Raw genomic sequence first — 22,061 nt, 5'->3', positions numbered from 1 at the left:
AAGCACGTGACACAAGTTCTCACCGGCGACGAAGCCGCCGACAACTTCTGCGAAGACTGCGGCTATGAGCCGGAACTCAAGCGAACACTGAATGGCTTTCAGGTATTTGCCATTTCGTTCGCGTCCTTGTCCGTCGCGGTAGGAATCTTCGCCACCTATGACGATGTGTTGCGGGATTCGGGACCGGTAGGCATCTGGTTGTTCCCCATCGTCGCAATCGGACAGATCCTGGTGGCGTTGGTGTACGCGCAATTCGCCGCGCGTATCCCACTCAGCGGATCGTCCTACGCATGGGCGTCGCGGCTGGCCAGCCCCAAGCTCGGGTGGGCCTTCGGCTGGCTGGCCGTTCTGAGCGCGGTCGCCGGTCCGGTCACCATCGACAACGCCCTAGCCAGCCAGTGCCTCATGCCGCTCTTCGGTATGGAGCCCAGTGAGACCACCGCGCGAGTGATGACGGTGGCGCTGTTGATCATTCAGTTCGTTCTGGCCGTCGCCGCGACACGCATCGTCGGTTGGGTCAACTCACTGTCGGTTGGCGTCGAACTGGGCATCTTGCTTGTCATCGGTGTCGCCCTGACCATCGCGATAATCGTCAGCGGTAACGCCGCGCCGGCGAACCTGTTCTCCCGCGGCATCACCGAAGCTGACCCGAACTTCTGGGTCATCGGCGGCGGATTGATGGCGGCATCGATCATGGGCTTGTCGACGCTGGTCGGTTTTGAGACGGCATCGAATATGGCTGAGGAAGCCAAGAATCCGACCCGCACCGTTCCGCGGGCGATCATCGGCTCGGTCGTCGCGGCGTCGGTATTGGGAATGGTGTTCGTCATCATCCTGACCGTGTCGATCACCGACATGGCCAAAGTCTCCAACACCGAGTCGCCGGTTGCCGAGATCATGAACCAGCGCTTCGGACCGGGCTTCGAGCGGCCCCTGCTGGCTGCGATCGCCCTGGCGTTCTTCGGGGCTGCCCTGGTCAGCATGGTGTCGGGAGCTCGTTACATCTACGCGATGTCGCGCGACGGACGCTTTCCCGCTCACAAGGTGATGGGCAGAGTCGATCCGCGCACCCGTACACCGATTCCCGCGACTTTCCTGGTGTTGGGTGTAGGAGTGATCCTGATGGCGGTTATGCCGGGAGATGCACTGCTGCAACTGATCATGGCCGGCGCGATCGTCACGATCCTGCCCTACCTGTTCACGATCATCTTATATCTGGCGACACGCCACAAGCTCGATCGCAAGCCGGGCGGATTCGACCTGGGCCGCTGGGAGTGGCCTGTGGCGATCGGAGCGCTTGTCTGGGTGATCATTTCGCTCTTCGTGGTGATCACGACGTCCCCGGGTTGGGCGCCCATCGTTCTGGCCTTCGGTGTGTCCGCCGCCGGCGGGCTGTACTTCCTCTACATGTGGAAGTTCAATCGCTCGGTGCTCGAGGAAGAGCCCGGTGACCCCAACATGTTCGCGGAGGTGGAGTGATCATGACTGCTGTACTCACCGGCCGAGTGGTGCACCCCGATGACGCCGACTACCCCGATGCCAGCCGAGGCTGGAACCACTTCTTCACCCACCGCCCCAAGGCCGTCGTCTTCGCCGGCAGCACAGATGATGTCGTCAACGCGCTGACCTGGGCACGCCAGGAGGGGCTCGCCGTCCGAGTGCGCAGCGGCGGCCACGCCCTGGAAGGATGGTCGGGTCTGGACGACGGCGTGGTGATCGACGTCAGCGGATTGAAGTCGGTGGCAATCGACGCGCAAACCCTGACTGCCACAGTCGGTGCGGGACTCAACCAGCTGGAGGCGGTGACCGGACTCGGCGCGGCGGGTTTCGCGGCACCTACCGGAACAGAAGGCAGCGTCGGGCTGGTCGGCGCGACGCTCGGCGGCGGCTTCGGCCTGCTGACCCGCAACTACGGAATGGCATCGGACAACCTGCTGGCGGTCGAGATCGTCGTCGCCTCAGCCGACGGCGGCGCCAAGGTGATCGTCGCCGACGAACAGAACAACCCCGACCTGTTGTGGGCGTTACGGGGTGCCGGCAACGGGAACTTCGGCATCGTCACGTCGCTGACATACCGGATTCACCGGCTGACCCAAGCGATCTTCGTCGTCGCAACGTGGCCCGGCTTCGACGATCTGGAGGCGGTGTTCGAGTCCTGGCAGCAGTCCGCGCCGTACGTGGACCGTCGACTGACGAGTCAGCTGGAGATCGAGGGCGAGAAGGTCGGGTTACATGCCCTGCTCGCCGGCGGGACGGAATCTGAAGCACTGCAGCTTCTTTCGCCCATGCTGTCGATCGGGAGCCCTGATATCGTCGTGCGGGAAGCGAGCTGGCCAGAGATCTACGCCGGGTTTCAGATCCCCATCACAGAAGAACCGGCGAACTGGAAGTTCGCCTCACAGTTCATGACGGAGCCGTTGCCGTCCGACGCGGTGCGCACCATTGCCGAGTTCATGGCGAACGCACCAGCGGGGTGCAACTACTTCACCAATGCGTTCGGTGGCGTGCTGCCCGACAGTGAGCCCTCGGGCGGGTCGGCGTTCGCGCACCGCCGCGCGCTGTATTACGCCGAACCGGGCGCAGGGTGGGGTGTTCGGGGCGGCCCGCCCGCTTCGGACGATGAGACCGAGACGGTCCTCGCGTGGGTCGCGGCACTCGCCGAAGCGTTGGCGCCCTACGTCAATGGCGCCTATGTCAACGTACCCAACGCCGGCATGCCGGACTGGGAGCGCGCCTACTGGGGCACCAATGTCGAGCGGCTACGTCTGATCAAGGCGACCTACGACCCCGACAACGTGTTCAGCTACCCCCAAAGCATCACGGCTTAGCTGTCGTTGGTCAGGTCCGACAGGAACTTCGGCAGTCGGCCTGCACCGAAGTCGTAGAACCGGGCCCACACCGGTTCGATCGAGATGCGCACCATCCGCGGGTAGGTGGATTTCACGGTGCGTTCGAACTCGGCGAGTTCGGCGCCGCTCATGGTGTTCCGCGCCGACGTGAGGTACTCCTCGGCGACGCCGTCGACTGTTACCAGGGTGGCCAGGCCGCGCACCAGCAGGGCCTTGGCTTCCTCCGGCGACGAGCCGCCGTCGATCGTCACGGCGACCTGAGGCCGGGACGCCAACGCGCGGGCCTTCGGCGAGGTCGGTGCCGTCGACACCACGATCCGTTCACCGGTCCAGTGGAACCCGACGGGAATGACGCGCGGAAACCCGTCGTGTCCGTTGTAGGCGAGGCGAGCCATCGCACCCGACAACAGTTGTCGAGCACCCGGATGGCTGAGCTCGGCCGCCAGCTCCCCCTTGTCCATCAGTCGGTCATGAATCGCAGCGGTCCGATGTACGTCCCCGGGTGACTCGCCGCGTCCTGTCGGGCGACGGGTACCCGGCCGGCGATCCAGGGAACTTCCATCCGCCCAGGCGAATTCGGCAGAGTCACCGCGATAGTGTCCGGCACCCAGCCGTTGGGGTCCGCCAGGAACGTCAAGCGGCTACCAGCCGAGGCACCCGGTGGGAGCGTGATAGGCACTGCGGTGTCGGCTTGTTGAGGCAGCTGATAGTCCGGACCCCACATCGGATCATCGGGACCGATGAGATCGACGTCCGGATACCCCTGCACCTCACACGGCTGAGGTGAGATGTTCGTGAAGATCACGTCGAAGTGGATCTGCGTCGCATCGCCGGGTGACGCGGGCGCGTTGGTGCTCACACCAAGCGAATCGGGTGTACACGAGGGCAAGGCTGATGCGGTCGGACTCGTCACCGTCGAACCGATGGCGATGAGCGCAGTCAGCACCCCGACAGCGCTGGGTAGGTACCTCGTCATCGTCAAGCCGCCCTTCCGTCTTCGAGACTCCTCGACCGGCGAGCGAACTCTAGTCCCTTATTCGGCGAGCGTGTCCGTTCTCGGCATTCGCCGCCATCAGCCGGCCGCAACCCCGGACGGAGGTTCATCCGTCTCGGGCGGAACCGGGACGACGATCGTGATCGCGGTGCTGCCGCCGTGACCATCGGAGACCAAAATGGTGAAGCTGTCGTGGGTCAGCGTGAAGGGGGCGCCCAACGCCGCGGCGAGGTGCCGCTGTTCGGCCGTCGGGTTGTAGGTGAATGACCCGTCCCCGTAGACGTCGACGGCGCCTCCTCCGACGGTGGTCGGATTCGAGCTGTAGCTCAGCGGGTCCGAATCCGGGTCGGTGACCCCGACGACGGATCCGGAGACGACACCGATGACGTCATCGACCGCCAAGTCGGTGATCGTGCCGCCGCTGGGGTTTCCGTTGGCGGCACTCACCGGCACCGTGATGGTCCGGGTGGCGGAACCGCCGTAGCCGTCACTGACGGTGACCGTGAAACTGTCAGTGGTTGCCGAGCCGGGGGCGTTGTCAGCGGCCGCCGCATGTCGTATCTGGAAGGTAGGCGTATAGCTGAACGAACCGTCGGAGTTGACGCTGACGGCTCCCCCGGCTGCGCTCGTCGTTGACCCGCTGAATAGCAGGCTGTCCTGGTTGGGATCAGTTGCCTCGATCTGGCCGGTGACGGTGCCGTCGATGGCGGGGGTGGCGTCCGTATAGCCGCTGATAATCGGCGCCTTGTTGATGGAACCGACATCTACGATCACCAGTGTGGTCGTCGTGTCGTGGCCGCTGATGCCCAATCGTTGTGCGTAGTAGTGGATTACCGACTGGATGCGGCCCAGCACGCCGGGCAGCCGATACGTGCTGCCGTTGTCGGCGGTGACGGTGAAGCTCACCGACCCGCCAAGGTGGGCGGTGGTCACGTCGGGAGTGACGGTGAAAGTGCCGTCTGGGTTCACGCGGACCGCCGCATTGGCGGGCTGTGTGACTGTGTAGGTCAGTGCGCCCCGAGATCCCTTGGTGCCGAGAAGTTCACCCGTGACGACACCGGTGACCGGATCTTCTGTGTGTTGAACGGCCGCGATCACCGGTGGTTTGTTGAACAGGGTGTAGCGCAACTCGCGGCGGACCCAGCCCAGTACGTCATGAGGGCGGAGTGGGTTGCCCGCCGGGCCGGCGGGCGTCGTCCGATTCGCGCCGGCAGATGGCCGAATTGCCTTTGGCACCTTGATCGTGACTGCATCGCCATGGCGGGTGGGTGAAGTGGGTCCGACGTTGCCTCCGGCACCGGCGTCGCTCCTCCCGCTGTGTCCGGTGTCGGCGCTCGCGACCGCCGATCCCTGCGCCAGAGCAGCGCCGATGCCGACGGTGATCGCGCCGGCACCCAGCCAGACAACAGGACCACCGAACGGCCGGGCGCCTGACGAACGGTGCGCCGCCGACCGGAGTAGCGCGAACCCGACGAGAGCCGCACCTCCGACAGCCCACGCGATCAAGACGATGACCGCGGCGCCGGCTCCTGCCCCATCGAAGAATATGGCCGAGCGCAGCAGCGTCGCCGTAGCTCCCTGAGGAAGGTATTGGCCGACTACGCCCCAACCGCGAGGCAGCATTTTCGGCGCACTGGCCAGACCTGACAGTGGGTTTCCCAGCAGCAGTGCCAACGCCGAACCCAGCGCAAGCCCGATGCGCTCGAACAACGTACCCAGCCCCAGTACTGCCAGGCCCGCGCCGCCCAAACCCAGCATCAGAGCGGCGGCGACCCCGCCCGCATTTCCCTCGAATGAACCAACGAGCCACCGCAGGACAGCGGTGATCAATGCCGCCGCTATCGCTGAAAATATCAACAGTGCAATGGTTCTCAGCCTTATCCGGTTCGGCAGCAGCAAGACCAATGCAACGGCAACGGACAGTCCGACGACGATTCCTGCCGCGCGCCCGGCCCCCGCGCACGCACGCACTCGCTCCGCCGCATGCCCCGGCTGCGGGTGCGGACTTTTTTCAACGACGGATGAAATCATGGCCACGAGCGTAAACCCGCTGTGCAAATAATTCAATGGCTATTGAAATGATATGGTCAGACATGCCTTCACGTGCAGCGATGGACAAGCGACGCGGCAGACGCCATGGCGAACCCGTGTCCAGGGACGTGGTCCTGCGCGCGGCCAAGAACCAGTTCGCTCAACACGGTTACGAGAAGACGACGCTGCGCGCGATCGCCGACGAAGCCCATGTGGACCCGTCGATGGTGTTGTATCTGTTCGGCTCGAAGGCGGAACTCTTCCGCGAGTCGATGAAGCTGGTTCTCGATCCCGAATTGTTCACCGAAGAACTGACCGCCGGCAATGATGACGGGCTGGGGTTCCGCATCGTCCGTGCCTATCTGACTATCTGGGAGCAACCCGACACCGCTGCGAGCATGGTCTCGATGCTGCAGTCGGCGACATCGAACAGTGATGCGCACAAGGCATTTCGAGAGTTCTTGCACAGTTACGTGATGACCGCGGTCACCGATGCCCTGGGCGGCGCGGATGACGCGCGACTGCGGGCGATGCTCGCCGCCACGAGCCTCGTTGGCACGGCGATGCTGCGGTACGTCATGCAGGTGCCGCCGCTGTCGACCCTGACCGCCGACGAGGTGGTCACGCTCATCGGTCCCAGCATCCAGCGCTACCTCAGCGCGCCGGCGGACGAACTCGGCCTGCCGACCACCCACACCACCTAGACGCGGGCGCGATGCCCGTCCAGGAAGTCAGCGACCACGCCGGCCGGATCGATGTCGGGAACCCGCGGCGTTGCTCCGGTACGCGCCCAGAGGCCAAACACTAATAACGGTGCGATCAACGCCACCAGCGTCTGCAGTGGGTCGCCCGCCGCCAGCCGCCCGCCGTCCTGATGTGCCGCCAACACACCGGCGGCATTGACGAGATTGGGCATCAAGGCCGCAATCGCATCGCGCAGTTCCGGATTCCGGGGCACGTCGGCGAGAAGCGTCGCGACCGCACCGCCATACTGTTGCGCGGTCTCGACGTACGACCGCACCAGCGCGGTCAGATCCGCGGTGACGTCGTCAGTGATCGCCACTCTCGCGAACGACGAATCCGCCAACACGTGCCTCAAGGCCGTGTTGATCAGATTCGCCTTGGCTCCGTAGCGGCGGAACAATGTCGCTTCGTTGACACCCGCGCGCGTCGCGATCTCCTGTGTCGTGGTGGCCCGGTAACCGCACTCGGCGAATACCGCGACAGTTGTCTGGAACAGGCCATCTTCGTCGATGCGTTTCGGCACACCCCGAATCTTAATGCAAGTGAATACTTGCCTTAAACGCCAAGCGGAGTTACGGTTCGGGCGCTTTCCGGCTACGTGAACAACCGAGAAGGGATGGACCCGTGACGTCCACCAAAGCGCCACCGACAAAAATTGTCCGGGCCATCGAACGGGCCCGTCACGCTCTGTACCGGATTCACCAACGCTCCGCGCCCCCGGCGGCCTCGATGATGGAGCTGATCATGGGGGCATGGATTTCCCAATTGATCTCCGCTGCAGCCGAACTCGGCGTTGCCGATGAGTTGGCTAACGGGCCCGCGACCGGCGAAGACCTCGCTCGGCGACTCAATGTCGACCAGGACGCACTCTGCCGGATGCTTAGGGCGCTCATCGGTATCGGTGTGTTCCGGCACCGCAGCGACGGCCGCTACGAACTCACCGCCCTCGCGGAGACGTTGCGCACCGACTCCCCTGTCTCGATGGCGGGCATGGCCCGCTGGGTTGGCTCAGCACAACACCGCGAGCACTGGAGCCACCTGGCGGACGCGATACGGACAGGCTCCGCGGTGGTCCCGGCCTTGCGGGGCAAGCCGATCTTTGACTACCTCGCCGATGAGCCGGCGCTGGCCGGGATCTTCAACCAGGCCATGACAGGGCTGTCGGAGTCTTCGGTCACCGCTGTTGTCGCGGCCTACGACTTCAGCCGCTTCGCCACGATCGCCGACATCGGCGGCGGTCAGGGCCGGCTGCTCGCCGCGATCCTCGCGTCTGCGGCGCACGCCCGCGGCGTGTTGTTCGATCTGCCCGAGGTGGTGGCGGGCGCACCTGCTCTGCTGCGGCAGTACGGCGTCGAGGACCGCACTCGCATCGACCCGGGATCGTTCTTCGAATCCGCCCCGAAGGGCGCCGATGCCTATGTGCTCAAGCACATCATCCATGACTGGCCCGACGACGATGCCGTCCGCATTCTGCAGAATATCCGCACCGCCGCTCGCCGAGGCACACGACTGTTGTTGATCGAGTTCGTCATCCCCGACCACGACAGGAACTTCCACGGCAAGTGGGTGGACATCGAGATGCTGGTCGTCGCCAACGCTCGCGAGCGCACCGCAGCCGAGTACCGTCAGCTACTCGACACGGCAGGATTCCGGCTGACTCGAGTGGTCGACACCGTCGGTCCGCTCAGCATCCTGGAGGCTGTCGCAATCTAGGCGCCGTCAGGCGATGACCCCGGAGTCCCGCAAGCCGGATCCCTGGCCGACGCGACCGACCTGGGCGAGTATCTCCTCGGTGTGCTCGCCCAATTTCGGTGCCGGACCGGCTAATCGAGCCGGAGTGCCGTCGAAGAGCGCGGGATGCCGCGGGATACGCACCCGCCCCACCACCGGGTCGTCACGTTCTTCGAACAGCCCCATTGCGATGGCGTGCGGATCGTCGGGTAGTTCTTCGGGCGGCACGATCATCGCGTACGGAACGTCGGCGGCTTCGAATCTCTCCGTCGCTTGGTCGACCGTCAGCTTTTCCGCGCCTGCGTAACATGCTGCCATCACCTCGGCCATCAAGGGGCGGTGCTGGTTTCGCAGCTCGGCTGTTTGCAATCGCGGGTCGTCAGCGCCGGGCGCGTCCAGCGCACGACACATGCCGGTGAAGTCGGAATCCGAGATCGGCGTCACCACACCCCATCCGTCGATGAAGCGGAACGGCTTGAATCCCGATGTGAAACTGGACGGCTGCGAATTGTCCGAGTCCAGCAGGACCTCGTTGCCGGCCGCATCGGTCCACAAGAAGGACACCACCGCGTCCACCATCGAGACGTGCACGTGTTGTCCTCCGCGTCCGGTCGCTCGTGCGAACAGTGCGGCGGTGACGGCTTGGCTGGCATACAGCGCGGTGACCTTGTCGGCGAGCACCTGCTGCAAGAAGATCGGCTCCCCGACATCGGGCGCGGCCTGGCTGGACGCCACACCGCCGTACGCCTGAATCACCGTGTCGTAGGCGCTGCGGTCCCGATAGGGCCCGATCTCACCGAAACCGGTCAGCGAGACGTAGACGACCTCGGAATTGATCGCGACGACATCGTCGTACCCGACACCGAGCCGGTCGGCCACGCCGGGGCGGAAGTTCTGGATCACCACATCGGCCTGCGCCGCCAGCTCGAGCGCGATCTGCCGGCCGGTGTCGGTTCGGACATCGACCGCTATCGACTTCTTGCCGCGATTGCAGACCCGGAAGACCGCGCTCAACCCATTCACACTCGGACCGATCCAGCGCAGGATGTCGCCGATGTCGGGACGTTCCACTTTCACCACATCGGCACCCTGGTCGGCGAACAGTGCACCGATGTAGGGGCCGGTCAGCGCCAGCGACAACTCCAGAACGCGAATACCGCGCAGCGGCCCAGTATGTTCCATACCCACTCTCTTACCGTCCCGAGAATCGTGGCGCACGCTTCTCACCGAAAGCCGCGAGACCCTCCTTCGCGTCCTCGGAACGCATGACCTCCACGACGAGTCGCTGCTCAACCTGACGGGCGTCGGCCTCGTCCAGCCAGCCACTGGCCAGGATCGACGCCTTGGCATTACGCACCGCAAGTGGACCGTTGGCGCACACCTTCGCGGCGATCTCCCGCGCCTTGTCCAGCGACTGACCCGTCGGAACAATGTGGCCGACCAGACCGAAGTGATACGCCTCCGCGGCGGTCAACGGCTCCCCCGTCAGGATCATCTCCATGGCCTTGGTGTACGGAATCTGGCGTTTGAGGCGGACCGTCGACCCGGCGCCGGCGATCAAGCCCCACTTCACCTCGGGCAGTCCAAACACCGCTTGCTCCTCGGCGACCCGAATATCGGTCTGCTGCAACATCTCACAGCCACCGCCCAGACACGCTCCGTTGACCGCGGCGATCAGCGGCTTGGCCAGCGAACGGGTCAGCAACAATCCGTCGGTGATGACGCTGCCGGCGGCCTTGCGCTCGGGCGTAGGTCTGCCACCGCCGGCTGACGACCCGCGCACCATCCACCCGTCGGCGAGATCGCCGCCCACGCAGTACGACGAGCCCTCCCCGGTCAGGATCGCGGCGCGGATGCCGTCGTCGGCGTCGATCTCGTTCCAGGCTTGCGCCATGAACTCGATCATCGACGGAGTGAGGGCGTTTTGCCGCCGCGGATTGTTCATCGTCAGCACGACGACGTCACCGTCGCGTTCCACCTTCAGGTGCGGCTGATCAGCCAGATCCATGTATCAGTTCTCCACCAAGTCGGCGAGGGGGTCGGTGTCGGTGAGCCAGTGCCGGCCGGCCTGCCGCGCCGCTTCCCACTTCGGAATGCTCACCGCGTCATCCTGCCCGAGGTCGTCCGGCGTCGGGCCGATGCGTTCGACGAGCGGAGCCAGCGCTTTGCGGTCGAAGTGGTAGATCTCGGCCGCCGCGAGCCCCAGCATCTGCCGGGTCTCGTCGATGGGGATGTCCCAGAACGCGTGCCGCAGCCATTTCCGGGTGTTCGGCCAGGTTCCTTCCGGATGCGGATAGTCGTTGCCCCACAGCATGTTCGGGACGCCGATCTCATAGCGACGCGCCAGTTCGCGACGCTCGGTCGTGGTCGCCCCGATGAAGCAGTTCCGGTCGAAGTACGCCGAGGGTGGCATGGTGAGGTCACCTTCAAGGGCTCGACTCATTTTTTTCGCCGAGTGTTCTCGGAGGAAGCGGGTGTCCATCAGCCACAGCAGATCGTTGGCCCAGAACGCACCGCACTCGGTGGCGCCCCAGCGCAGCGCGGGGAACCGCTCGAACACCCCGGCCCACAAGGCGAACCACAGCGGCCGGGCGCCCCACCACCGCACCTCGGTGGTGTAGATGCCCAGGTGCTCGCCGTACTCCGCACTCGGAGCGGGACCCACGTGGGTGTGCACCGGCATCTGCAGGTCCTGGCAAGCGGCCCATACCTTGTCGTAGCGACGATCGTGATACGGCGGGTAGTCACCCCAGAGCACGGGGATCAGGATCCCGCCCCGCAGGCCGGCGTCGGCGGCGCGGGTGATCTCGGCGACCGCCGCATCGACATCGGCCAGTATCGGGATTACCGCGACTCCGGCCCGCCGCTCCGGACTGTGGCTGCACAGCTCGGACAGCCACCGGTTGTGGGCTCGCGCACCGGCCATCGCCCGGCCCGGGTCAAGGTCACCCGACTGGCCCAGGCCGGCGCCGAACGGAGCTCCCGCCACACCCGTCACCGCGTCGGCGTCGGGGAAGATGACCTCGCCGGCCACACCGTCCCCGTCGAGTTCCTTGTCCCGTTGGGCGACATCCCATCCGCCGGCGATGCCCTCGCCGTGTTCGTCGAACCAGGTCTGCGCGAACTCCTCGTCGATGAACCCACCGGCCTGCGCCGCGGCTTGCTTCTCGGCGAGGTAGGCCTCGAAGTCCTCCCGGTATTCGGGGTCGACGTATTCGCGGTAGCGCTCGGTCGGAAGCTCGGCGTGTGTGTCGGCGGAGATGATGAGATACGGGGCGACGTTGTTCACGATGGGCCTTTCGATTACCAGGTACGGATGGGGTCGGGCTCGAAGACGGTGCTGCTCGCACCTGCTGGCACCTCTGTCAGCGGCTCGGCGACCTCGGCGACCGTCGGGCCGATTCGGTCGGCCAGAGGTTGCAGCGCCGCCAGGTCGAAGCCGTAGACGGCTGCCGCGTTGCCGCCGAGCATGGCCGCGACTTCCTCGGGTGCCACGCCGGAGAAGGTGTAGCGCAACGCTTCTCGGGTGAAGAAGCCGGTTCCCTCCAGATGAGGATAGTCGCTTCCCCACATGATTCGGTCGACGCCGATCTCGTGACGTTCGGCGCATTCGACCGGCCGCATGAAGCTGGCCCCGACATAGCATTGGCGGGCCCAGAACTCGCTGGGCTTGAGGGTCAGCGACCCCGCTGTGGGTCCGGCGAATCGGGCGATCGCGGATCCTTCTCGCGCGTAGCGGGCCGCGGCGACGTCGAGGGAGTCCAGGGTGGCCGGGATCCAGCCGGCACCTTGCTCGGTGAAAACCACGGTGAGGTCCGGATGACGATCCATCGCGCCGCTGAAGATCAGGTGCCACAGCGCCCGATGCGCGAACCAGTGCGTCTCGTACACCCAGACCGCGAATGAGCTGCCCCACCCGTCGAGGGGGCTGGGTCCGGCGTTGCCGCCGTGGTGGTTGACCACGAGACCGGCTTCGGCGCAGGCCGCCCACAGTGGCTCCCAGTGCTCGGCGTACAGCTGCGGGATGGCCGCTCCGGGTGGGATTCCGGGCAGCAGAACACCGCCGCGCAGACCGAGTTTCGCGATCTGCGCCACTTCGGTGACGGCTTCGTCGAGGTCTTGCAGGAGGATCTGCCCCACCCCGGCGCGCCGTTCGGGCGACAGCGAGCAGAAGTCGGCCAGCCAGCGATTGTGCGCACGCAGCCCAGCCCAGCGCAGCTCGAGCTCGCGGGCGGTCTCCGGCGGCGTGGCCGCCAGGCTGGACGAGGGAAAGAACGGCGGAATGGTGTTGGGATAGATCACCTCACCGGCGACACCCTCGACGTCCAGGTCGGCATTGCGACGGTCGCTGTCCCAATTTCGTTCGGCGTCGGCGTCCGCGAGATCAGCGAACGGGTTGACGTACGTCGTTGTCCAACTGTCGAATTCGTCGCGGAAGCCTGGGTCGAGATAGTCGCGGTAGTCGAGCAGGTCGGCTCCGGCATGGCAGTCGGCTGAGATGACGGTGTACCGGTCCATCCGCTACACCCGCGTCGGCTCGGGCCTCGGCGCGGCGAGCAAAGCGACGTCGTCGTAGCGCTGGTGGACGTACGGCAACAGCCACTCCGCCGGAACGCGCTCGGCGATCCGGCCGACCTGAACGGTGCGGCGCCGGCACCACGTGATCGACCTGAGCTGGCGGACCGCGATATCGGCCACCGGGTCCAGCGGCGACTCGCCCAACTCGATTGTGCCGTCGATGTTCTCCAGCAGCTCGTAGTGCCGGTGGTACTCGCCGTAGACCAGGTGCGGATCGGTGATGCCGTCGCCGTCGGGGGCGCGCAGGAACTTGAAGTAGAACTCGGTGTTCACCTGGTCGGGCGGCAATTCTGCTGGGCCGGTGACCCGCCCGCGCACCGTGACGAGCGGATATCCCAGCCGGACGACGGTGGCCGTGACATCGTCGGCAGCGCGGGCCACTCGGATATCGGCCATTTTCTTTGGCTCACCGAAGGTTTCGCGTCCACCGGTGACGGATTGTTCGGTGGACTGCGGCATGAGCAGCGGGTAGTCGCCGTCGACGTCGCCGTGCCGGGCCGCCACCGAGAACACCGCCGACCCGAACGGGGGCCGACCCTCGATCTGGACCCGCTGCAACTGGACGCGGACCAGGGGTTCGGCCGCCGGTTCGAGCGGCTTGGGCAGCACCGCGGCGACGATCTCAGGATCGGTGAGATAGGTGACGGTGACCGCCTCGGTGGCGATCGGCGCCTTGGTGGCATCGATTTCGTGATCGACGCGCGCCTCGGGTGGGCGCGGACCGTAGCGAACTGTGTTGACGCTCATCGGTTTCCTCCTTCGGTTTCGGCTTTCTGCCCGGCGTGCTTGCCGAGGACGTCGACCAGGTAGTCGGGTTCGCCACGCGCGATGATCGAGGCCGCCTTCTTGCTCACCACGTCATCAGATGGCGCGGGTGGCCCCATCATCCAGAAGCTGTCCGCGCGGAGACCCTCGATGACCTGAGCGGCGACCGACTCCAGCGGCGTGAATTCCACATGCGCGCCTGCTGTTTCGAAGCGGGCGACGACGCCGGCCAGGGTTTGCAGTTCGGTGCGGCGTTCCTGAGTGGCCGCATACCGCTGCGGCCGGTGCCGCCACGATTCCCAGATGCCGGTGTTCAAGAAGCCGCCCGGGAAGAGCACATGGGCCCGGACGCCGGTCCCGGTCATTTCCAGGTGCGTGTAGAGGCTTTCGGTCAGGCACAGCACGGCAGCCTTGGTCATCGGGTACACCGCGGTGGCCGGGCCGCCCATGGCGCCGCGGGCGATCGGCGCGAAACCGCCGTTCCCCGAACAGGTGTTGACGACGTGACCTTTGCCCTGGTCGAGCAGGATCGGCACGAACGCCTTGATGCCGTGGATGACCCCGAGGACGTTGACGTCGATCCCCCAGCGCCAGTCCGCAAGATCGTGTTCCCACATGTAGCCCTCGGACACCGCGCCGGTGCCGGCGTTGTTGCACACGACATGCACGGCGCCGAAATGATCGAGAGCGTGCTTGGCGAGCGATTCGACCGAGGAGTAGTCGGTGACGTCGGTGACCACGCCGATCGCCTCGATGCCGTCGTCCGTCAACGCCCGGGTTGCCTCGTCGAGTGGTTCGGCGAGGACGTCGGCCAGCACTACCTTCATGCCTTCTTGGCCGAAGCGCCTACCCATGGCGCGCCCGATCCCGCCGGCGCCCCCGGTGATGACCGCCACTGCGCCCCGTAGGTCCCTCATTGTGGGCATCGTCACATGGTCGCGTATACCACCGCAAGCAGTCGCATTATGCGACCATCGGTCGATGCCGCCGCGTCCTTCTCCGCAGACCGAGCGGGTCGTGAATCTGTTCGAGCACTTGGCCGGTGAGGGACGCGACGGGCTGACGTTGGCCGAGGTGTCGCGTTATTTGAGCGTCCACAAGGCGAGCTGCCACTCGATGCTGGCGGAACTACTCCGGGCCGGCTGGCTGCTGCGTGACCCCGTTCGCAAGACGTATCACCTCGGCCCCGGGCTGGTCCGCCTCGGCCGGGAAGCTGCGGGCCACTATCCAGCCCTGGCGCTGGCCCGTTCGGCGATGATCGAACTGTCCGCCGCGACCGGCGCGCACTGTGTCGCCTTCTCGGTCGGTGACGACCACTCCACCGTCGTCGACCAAGTTCGGAGCCGGCTCGGCGGTGGCCATCCGATGCCGATCGGTACGCAGTTCCCGCACCGCCCGCCGTATGGCGCCTCGACGGTGGCGTGGGCCGGGGCGCACGCGCGGGAGCGGTGGCTGGCCGCGCTGCCCGACGATGTGCGCGAGCGCTACCGCGAAGCCATCGCCGCCGCCGAAGAGCGCGGGTACGCGGTCGGACTTCATCTGTTGCCCGATCTGCGCTTGCAGGAACTGGCGCTCATCGTCCGTAGTGCCGAGGTTCGCTCCACCCGGCTCAGCGAGCTGGCCCAGGCGTTGACTGACGAGCTGATCCATCAGGAACAGTGGTTTCCAGTCAGCCTGGACAGAGACCGCACCTACGAGGTGAGCCATATCGACTCGCCGGTCTTGGCTGCGGACTCACGTATTGCCCTGATCCTGAGCCTGGTTCCTAGTCCCGAACCGATGAGCGGGGCGGACGTCACCCGGATGGGCGAGCAACTCGCCGCGGCTACCCGCGGACTCAGTGCCGCGCTGGCGGAAGAGTCATAGACACGGGCCGACGACGAGGGGCAAGGGCCGCGTAGCGAAGCCCCATTCCCATTAATCTGATGCAGGAAACACCCGACCAAGCGCACGAGGACGGTTGGCCTGATGACGATTCCCCGACTGCACCTCTCGAGGCCGGCAGTGGCGCTTCCTGATGCCGCGGTGGACAACGAGGAGTTGCTGGCACGCGTGCGGGAATCGTTTCGCGGCACCACCGCCGAATGGGCGCCTATCGAGCTCGCCATTCGGTATGCCTTCGACCGATGTAACAGCAAGATGCGGTACCTCGAAGGGGACCCTGCCGTGTCGCCCGGAGAGTTCGCCACCCGCGCGGCGACCGCCTGCCTCGAACAGAACGGAGTCGCAGCCACAGACGTCGACCTCCTCGTCTACGGCGGGATCGCCCGCGACGCATTCGAACCCGCGACGGCCACCGAGGTGGCCGGACGGCTCGGTGCGACGCCCCTGCACGCCATGGACGTCACCTGCGCCTGCGCCGGGCTCATCGAAGCGCTGCACGTTGTCGCCGGTTACTTCGCCCTTCACGATGACATCGACACGGCGCTCATCTGCGCCGGTGAAATCACCCGAGACCGGGTCAGCTACGACTTCCAGACCTTCGAGGACGTCGCGCTCAAGGTGGCCGGACTGACACTCGGCAACGCCGCCGCGGCGCTCCTGGTCACCCGCGACCTGCTGCCCGCGGGCGGAGCGCGAGTGTTGGCGCTTCAACACAGGACGCTGTCAGAGCACTATGACCTGTGTCGTGCGCCGGTGGACGGTCACTTCGTCTCCAGGTCCAACGAGTTGTTCGCACTCGGCGTCCATGTGCCGGGGGAAGTGCGGCGCCTGTTGTCCAGTGTGGGATGGGTGCCGGAGGAAGTCGACCACTACGTGTTTCACCAGCCCAGCGAGTCGATGGTGGAGCAGGTGCTGAACGGACTCGGTGCACGTCCGCAGGCCGGAATCGTCACGCACGCGTTGTTCGGTAACACCGCAAGCACGTCGTGGGCGCTGGCGTTGGACTACCGCCTCAAACAAGGCTCGGTGCACACCGGTGACAAACTGATCCTCGCGAGCGCTGCCGCCGGCTTCACCATCGTGGGGGCCGCTGCCGTATGGGCGGACCGGTGAGCCACTACCTGCGGCTGTACCGGGTCATCAGCCAGACCTTCGGGTACAGAGTACGTCCGATCGGTGCCTTCCTCCTTCTGCAAGTGCGCCAGGCGATCTCGGCGGTGACTCTGGGTTTGGACCATCTCGTCTACCCTGGCCACCGCAAGCAGCCGATCAATCGGCCGATCTTCATCGTCGGCAACCCGCGCAGCGGCACGACATTCCTGCACCGGCTCTTGCTCGGCGCGGGCGGGATGGCGTCCTTCGAGTTGTGGGAGATGCTTTTCCCGGCCATCACGGCGCGAAAGCTGCTCGGCCGCATCGTCCCACGCATGGACCGGCTCTCACCGGCGCGCTATCACCCGTCCGACGTGCACGACACCAGTCTGCGGGGTATCGAGACCGATGACGTGGCGTGGTTCTTCCGCACCCTCGACGGACCGTTCGCCTGGGCGTATTTCCTTGCCTGGCAGGACAAGTGGGGCAGCGAGCTCTCTTGGCACAACTTCGGTATCGCCGACGTGACCGACCGTGAGCGGGAGCGTTTCTTCCGCTATTACGAAGCCTGCTGGCGACGGAACCTGGCCTATAAGCGACGCAACCGCATCCTGGCGAAAACCAGCATGCTGGCCTTCCGGCTGCCAGAGGTCCTGCAGCGCTACCCGGACTGCAAGCTCGTCTACATCATTCGCGACCCGGTCGAGGTCATCCCGTCCGGGATGTCACTGCTGGCCGGCGTGCTGGAGAACGGCTACGACGTGTGGAACCGCACTCGCAAGGAGGACCAGGGGCGCTGGATCGAAAACCTCTACCAGGCTTCCTGCGCCATGCTCGGCACGTTCCACGAGGCACAGACGGCGGGCCTCATCCCCGAACGCAATCTCTGCGTCGTGCGCTACACCGACCTGCTGACGAACCTCGAACCGACGATCGCGCGGATTCTCGACTTCATCGAGATCGAGCCCACTGCGCAGTTCCGCGACGAGGTGCGGCTACAAGCGCAACGGCAACGCACATACAAGAGCAGTCACGAGCACTCCCCCGACCAGTTCGGACTCGATCCCGAACGCATCCGAACCGACCTCGAGTATGTGTACGAGGCGTACGACCTTCCGGACCGCGCCGGCTGAACTGAAAGTGTGGTGTCGAGCAATGAGCGCTTCACAAGGGGCAGCAACCTGGATCGGCCGGGTGGGCGGATTGGCGGTCGTCCTCGGCGTGGGAACCGTGGCCTTTGCCGGCTGCGCAATCGCCTCGGCCGACTCCGGATCCTCGGACTCGTCGAGCCCCGCGGCGAGCAGCGCGCCGGCTCACAGCCCAGCGCGCACGCGACCCGCGCAAGGCGCCGGCCGCACCGGCGCCGCACAGCGGATTGTCCGACCCGCCGCATCGAGCGCCGCCGCCAGCCCAATTAGCGTGGCCTCCCGCAACCCCTCGTCGGCACAGCCGCTCACCACGTCCCCCGCTCAGGCCGTGACTGCGCCGGTTGCCGTCGCACGGGCCAAGCCCGCTGCGGCCTCGGCACAGAACGCGACCGCGGATCCCTATGCGCTGCCTCCGAAACCATCGCCTCAGGAGATCTGGACGGCTGTTGCGTCTTCTCTGGTCGGCGTGGCGCAGGCGGCTCTTCGCGCGGTGTCCATCGCAGTTCACGTCGGCCCGACCGTGTCCACACTGAACCAGACGCTGCCGTTCAACGGTTACAGTCTGGTGCCCAGCTCTACCGAATTGGTTACGTCGTTCTACGGGCAGTGGACGTTCTGGCCGGGCGGACCGACCCTGGTCCAGGGACAGCAGCAATACAGCGTTGTGGATCCCACGACCAAGGGGAACGTGGGAAGTTTTGGGGCCCTTGTCAGTACAGGCAGTCCGTTCAACTTGGGCAGTAAGTACGTTGAACTCCTGGTCACGTCAAACGGTGGCACCAACGTAGGCGCCGGCCCGGGTCAGGTGCCGCCGGTGGGCTCGTTGATCTCGAGATTCGACCTCATCGGCGGGTTCGGCTGGTCCTACTCCGCCATCCCGTCACCACTCGGCGACGTGGTCACGTTCAAGTTGCTGACGCCCTTCGGCGACATCCCGCTTCCGTTTCGCTTCGACGCGGCCAAGGGCATTGCGGATCACACCGTCGACAACAGGCCGGTGAACCTCGGCAACGGATACAGCATCGTTCCCGCCGATCCCACCGGCGAAACATACGTCGGGACAAGCGGATTCCTGCCCTACTACACCACGGTTCAAGCCCACGAGGTCTTCGACATCCACGACCCGTCCGGTAACACCCTAGGGAGTTTCGAGGGGGTCCTCACCCCCACTGCGGACGTCATGGGGGTCAAGACCGAGGCGATACTGGTCACCAAGGTCACCAATGGAATCGCCGGGACAACGCCCGGCGAGGTCCCGCCGGCAGGGTCGGTGTTCAACGTCATGTACGAGGCCAACGGCACCACGTACGCCGTGTACTCCTCGTTGCCTTCTCAATTCGGCGACAAGGTTTCGACAATCCTGGTGAACAACGGCACGGTGTCGAACATCGGCACCTTCCCTTTGAATCTGCTCGATGCGTCGGCGCTGCCACCCGTCAAACGCCTACCGGGTCCCGGCGGTGGTAGCCTCCTGCCCACTTCGACTATGATCCCGAGTGGTGTAAATGGGTTGCCGCCCAGAGAAATTCAGCTTCAGGGTTATCAGCAGTTCGGTATCTACGACGCGGCCGGGGTTCAGCAGGGAAGCTTCGACGCCGACGTGTCGACCCAGTTGGACATGTACGGCACCTACAGCCAAGCGATCTTGGTCACCAAGGTCACCACCGGTACCGCCGGAACCGGTGCCGGCGATGTCCCACCGGTCGGGTCCATGTTCAACTACACCTACTTCGGTAACACCGGGTTCGGCACCTACTATGCGGACATGCCTTCGGCATCCGGAGACAAAGTCTCCTTCAAGATCTTGACACCGGCCGGCGACGTTCCCACCTGGTCGACGTATGACGCGTCCGCCGGCTTCGGAGGCGTCTCGTTCTTCGATCCGTTCGCGGCAGGCTGACGAGGTAGGTCGATGATGCTGCGGACTCTCATGGCCATCGCGTCGGTGACGGCGCTGACTGTATGGACCGCGCAGTGGCCAGCCCGGGCAGGAGTCCAGCTCCCTCACTATGACCACGTGGTCATAGTGGTAGAGGAAAACCATGCCGCCTCGCAGATCATCGGCAACAAGTCCGCGCCGTTCATCAACACGCTGGCCGCCAACGGTGCACTGATGACGCAGGCGTTCGCGGTGGCCCACCCAAGTGAGCCCAACTACCTGGCGTTGTTCGCAGGCAACACCTTCGGGGTCGATTCGGACGCCTGCCCGCTCACGCTGGGGCCAGAGCCAAATCTGGCCGCCGAACTGATCGCCTCCCGATACAGCTTCGGGGGTTTCGCCGAAGACCTGCCCGCGGTCGGGTCGACGGTATGCGGGGCCGGAAAGTACGCCCGCAAGCATGCGCCATGGGTAAATTTCAGCAATGTGGCCCCGGCGGCGTCGATGCCATTCACCTCATTCGCTGCCGGGCCCCAGCTTCCGACGGTGTCCTTCGTCGTCCCCAATCTGGACAACGACATGCATGACGGCAGCGTGGCCCAGGCAGACACCTGGTTGGCCGCCAACATCGCGCCCTATGCGAACTGGGCCATGGCCAACCACGGCCTGCTCATCGTCACCTTCGACGAGGACGACGACGCCGAACGCAACCAGATCTCGACGATCCTCTACGGCGCCGACGTCCGACCGGGAACCTACGGGGAACCGATCAATCACTACAGCGTGCTGTCCACGGTCGAACAGCTTTACGGACTGCCCAAGACCGGTCTGGCAGCCACCACACCGCCGATCGCCAGCGTATGGGCGACCAACTCATAACAACGGAATAGCGTGGGCCACACTACCGCCACGCCTTTCCGGGTTAGTGGTGTTGACCGTCGCGCGTTCCCGCCTGGTGGCGTCGCCGCCCCCGTCGACCTGCGTATCGGTGCGCATTGGGTGCGACGCCCAACGACATGGTCGACGCAATGCCCAGCTGGGAACTGCCTGTGTCCATAGGCGCCGCGGCCACCGGCCTGAGACACTGCGGATCAACACAGCGCGTCGAAAGGACTACCACGTGGCGGATAAGTCCGGGGTTTACACCGACATGCGTCTAACTCCCGGCCAGTACGTGTTGCGGAAGCTGCCGCACATCACCGCTCTCTTCTGGGCTCTCAAAATCCTGGCCACCACACTGGGCGAGACGGCCGGTGACTACTTCTCCCAGACACTCGGGCTGGGCACACTGCGCTCCGCATGCCTCCTACTCGCCGTCTTTCTCGTCGCGGTAACAATTCAGTTGCGCGCCAGCCGTTTTCACCCGGCCCTGTTCTGGACCGTGGTGGTCCTCACCAGCACTGCCGGCACTACGATCTCGGACTACATCAACTACACGTCCCACCTGGGTCAGCTCACCGGCGTACTCATCCTCGGCAGCGGGCTTGCCGTGGTGATGCTGGTCTGGTGGCGCAGCGGCCAGACGCTTAACGTCGAGAACGTCGCCACCCTCAGCGGCGAAGTGCTGTTCTGGATCGCCGTCGTCTTCTCCAACAGCCTTGGCACATCGACCGGGGACTATCTGGCAGGCGGGCTGGACCTCGGGCTGCGACCCGCCGCGCTGATGCTGACCGCGGCGATGCTGCTGCTGTTGGCCGCGCACTACTTCACCAAACTCAATGCGATGCTGCTGTTCTGGATCGCGTTCATCCTGACCCGCCCATGGGGCGCTGAGGTGGGCAATATCCTGAGCAGGAGCCCCGATCGTGGCGGAGTGGGCTGGGGTAACGCCGGAGCCTCCTCGGTGCTCATCGCGGGGTTAGTGGTATTGGTGGCCTATCAAACGTTTGACATCCATCGAAATCCGCTGAGGCCATTGCCATTACCGGCCAACCGGCACACCGGGCAGCCACAGCGGCCCAACGGGAAAGTTGTCACCATCGCGGCGGCCTGACAGGCGAGCTGCGCATACCCGGTGTTGCAGCACAGCGCAGGTTCGGAAACGGAGATCATGGACGCCCTGTCCGCCTCCGCCGCTTGACCGCTGTATCGGCAGACATCCATACAGCGGCGTGACAGTCGCGCCGCCTCGGCGTCGATAGCCAGGCTGTGATCGCGTGATGGACACGGTCAGCCCGACGCGGCGACTGTCGGCCGAATTCGTGGGCAGTGACTGCTGATCACCGTCGTCCTGGGATCCGACGTCGCCGCCGCCCAACTGTTCCCTAACAAAGTCGGGCTGCAGCTGCTGGAAACTCGACGGCGACCGTGTTCGCACTGGCCGTGCCGATCCTGCGATTCGGCGTGATCTCCGGTGTTGGCGAGCA

20 protein-coding genes are annotated in these 22,061 nt (G+C 65.3%); 10 read left to right on the top strand and 10 right to left on the bottom strand.

Annotation, left to right across the window (positions count from 1 at the left end; genetic code table 11):
* Positions 1 to 6 precede the first annotated feature (6 nt).
* The gene (locus Y900_RS23905; protein ID WP_036347657.1) at positions 7 to 1,479 is read left to right on the top strand and encodes an APC family permease; all 1,473 of its coding nucleotides are present in this window, start codon (positions 7 to 9) and stop codon (positions 1,477 to 1,479) included.
* Positions 1,480 to 1,481: 2 nt separating this feature from the next.
* Entirely contained in the window at positions 1,482 to 2,828 is a 1,347-nt protein-coding gene (locus Y900_RS23900) for an FAD-binding oxidoreductase (protein WP_036344847.1), read from the top strand.
* Here the strand turns inward: Y900_RS23900 and Y900_RS23895 are convergent.
* The 3 genes from Y900_RS23895 to Y900_RS30460 form a co-directional block, all read right to left on the bottom strand.
* Positions 2,825 to 3,310, bottom strand: coding sequence for a pyridoxamine 5'-phosphate oxidase family protein (locus tag Y900_RS23895; RefSeq protein WP_036344845.1), 486 nt, complete (start codon positions 3,308 to 3,310; stop codon positions 2,825 to 2,827). The genes Y900_RS23900 and Y900_RS23895 overlap by 4 nt on opposite strands.
* Entirely contained in the window at positions 3,310 to 3,825 is a 516-nt protein-coding gene (locus tag Y900_RS23890) for a DUF4232 domain-containing protein (protein WP_036344844.1), read from the bottom strand. Before Y900_RS23890 ends, Y900_RS23895 begins: the two co-directional genes overlap by 1 nt.
* Positions 3,826 to 3,921: 96 nt before the next feature.
* Positions 3,922 to 5,700 carry a cadherin-like domain-containing protein gene (locus Y900_RS30460; RefSeq protein ID WP_131536261.1) on the bottom strand — a complete coding sequence of 593 codons (1,779 nt, stop codon included), beginning with the start codon at positions 5,698 to 5,700 and terminating at the stop codon, positions 3,922 to 3,924.
* Between the two features lie 236 nt (positions 5,701 to 5,936).
* On the opposite strand from Y900_RS30460, the gene Y900_RS23880 reads away from it, so the two are divergent.
* Positions 5,937 to 6,578, top strand: coding sequence for a TetR/AcrR family transcriptional regulator (locus Y900_RS23880; protein WP_036344843.1), 642 nt, complete (start codon positions 5,937 to 5,939; stop codon positions 6,576 to 6,578).
* Here Y900_RS23880 and Y900_RS23875 read toward each other — a convergent pair.
* Entirely contained in the window at positions 6,575 to 7,141 is a 567-nt protein-coding gene (locus Y900_RS23875) for a TetR/AcrR family transcriptional regulator (protein ID WP_036344842.1), read from the bottom strand. The two genes, Y900_RS23880 and Y900_RS23875, sit on opposite strands and share 4 nt — an antisense overlap.
* A 101-nt stretch (positions 7,142 to 7,242) precedes the next feature.
* Here Y900_RS23875 and Y900_RS23870 point away from each other — a divergent pair, with 101 nt between their 5' ends.
* Positions 7,243 to 8,331 (top strand): methyltransferase, encoded by a 1,089-nt coding sequence (locus Y900_RS23870; protein WP_036344841.1) that lies wholly within the window; start codon positions 7,243 to 7,245, stop codon positions 8,329 to 8,331.
* Between the two features lie 6 nt (positions 8,332 to 8,337).
* Here Y900_RS23870 and Y900_RS23865 read toward each other — a convergent pair whose 3' ends face one another.
* The 6 genes from Y900_RS23865 to Y900_RS23840 are packed head-to-tail and all read right to left on the bottom strand — an operon-like array spanning position 8,338 to position 14,609.
* Positions 8,338 to 9,531: a CaiB/BaiF CoA transferase family protein gene (locus tag Y900_RS23865; RefSeq protein ID WP_036344840.1), complete on the bottom strand. Its 1,194-nt coding sequence runs from the start codon at positions 9,529 to 9,531 to the stop codon at positions 8,338 to 8,340.
* Between the two features lie 10 nt (positions 9,532 to 9,541).
* Positions 9,542 to 10,351, bottom strand: a complete 810-nt coding sequence (locus tag Y900_RS23860) for an enoyl-CoA hydratase-related protein (protein ID WP_420329840.1) — start codon at positions 10,349 to 10,351, stop codon at positions 9,542 to 9,544.
* A 9-nt stretch (positions 10,352 to 10,360) separates the two neighbouring features.
* Positions 10,361 to 11,638: an amidohydrolase family protein gene (locus Y900_RS23855; RefSeq protein ID WP_036344836.1), complete on the bottom strand. Its 1,278-nt coding sequence runs from the start codon at positions 11,636 to 11,638 to the stop codon at positions 10,361 to 10,363.
* Positions 11,639 to 11,652: 14 nt separating this feature from the next.
* The gene (locus tag Y900_RS23850) at positions 11,653 to 12,867 is read right to left on the bottom strand and encodes an amidohydrolase family protein (protein WP_036344834.1); all 1,215 of its coding nucleotides are present in this window, start codon (positions 12,865 to 12,867) and stop codon (positions 11,653 to 11,655) included.
* Between the two features lie 3 nt (positions 12,868 to 12,870).
* A complete protein-coding gene (locus tag Y900_RS23845; protein WP_036344833.1) occupies positions 12,871 to 13,674 on the bottom strand; it encodes an acetoacetate decarboxylase family protein in 804 nt (267 codons plus the stop codon).
* A complete protein-coding gene (locus Y900_RS23840; protein ID WP_036344832.1) occupies positions 13,671 to 14,609 on the bottom strand; it encodes an SDR family NAD(P)-dependent oxidoreductase in 939 nt (312 codons plus the stop codon). Before Y900_RS23840 ends, Y900_RS23845 begins: the two co-directional genes overlap by 4 nt.
* A gap of 64 nt (positions 14,610 to 14,673) precedes the next feature.
* On the opposite strand from Y900_RS23840, the gene Y900_RS23835 reads away from it, so the two are divergent.
* The 6 genes from Y900_RS23835 to Y900_RS23810 all read left to right on the top strand — a co-directional run bounded on the left by Y900_RS23835 (position 14,674) and on the right by Y900_RS23810 (position 21,688).
* Positions 14,674 to 15,558, top strand: coding sequence for a helix-turn-helix domain-containing protein (locus Y900_RS23835; RefSeq protein WP_036344831.1), 885 nt, complete (start codon positions 14,674 to 14,676; stop codon positions 15,556 to 15,558).
* 102 nt (positions 15,559 to 15,660) lie between these two features.
* Positions 15,661 to 16,689: a 3-oxoacyl-ACP synthase III family protein gene (locus tag Y900_RS23830; protein WP_081845216.1), complete on the top strand. Its 1,029-nt coding sequence runs from the start codon at positions 15,661 to 15,663 to the stop codon at positions 16,687 to 16,689.
* A complete protein-coding gene (locus Y900_RS23825; RefSeq protein ID WP_157838270.1) occupies positions 16,686 to 17,801 on the top strand; it encodes a sulfotransferase family protein in 1,116 nt (371 codons plus the stop codon). The genes Y900_RS23830 and Y900_RS23825 overlap by 4 nt, the downstream gene beginning before the upstream one ends.
* 22 nt (positions 17,802 to 17,823) lie before the next feature.
* The gene (locus Y900_RS23820; protein ID WP_131536259.1) at positions 17,824 to 19,716 is read left to right on the top strand and encodes a hypothetical protein; all 1,893 of its coding nucleotides are present in this window, start codon (positions 17,824 to 17,826) and stop codon (positions 19,714 to 19,716) included.
* 12 nt (positions 19,717 to 19,728) lie between these two features.
* Positions 19,729 to 20,574, top strand: a complete 846-nt coding sequence (locus Y900_RS23815; protein ID WP_192827543.1) for an alkaline phosphatase family protein — start codon at positions 19,729 to 19,731, stop codon at positions 20,572 to 20,574.
* Between the two features lie 271 nt (positions 20,575 to 20,845).
* Positions 20,846 to 21,688 carry a COG4705 family protein gene (locus Y900_RS23810; RefSeq protein WP_036344827.1) on the top strand — a complete coding sequence of 281 codons (843 nt, stop codon included), beginning with the start codon at positions 20,846 to 20,848 and terminating at the stop codon, positions 21,686 to 21,688.
* Positions 21,689 to 22,061 lie beyond the last annotated feature (373 nt).

This window comes from Mycolicibacterium aromaticivorans JS19b1 = JCM 16368 (assembly GCF_000559085.1).
GTDB classification, from domain to species: Bacteria; Actinomycetota; Actinomycetes; order Mycobacteriales; family Mycobacteriaceae; genus Mycobacterium; species Mycobacterium aromaticivorans.
The sequence above is the reverse complement of the archived record's forward strand: the minus strand, read 5'-3'. Positions and strand labels throughout refer to the sequence as shown.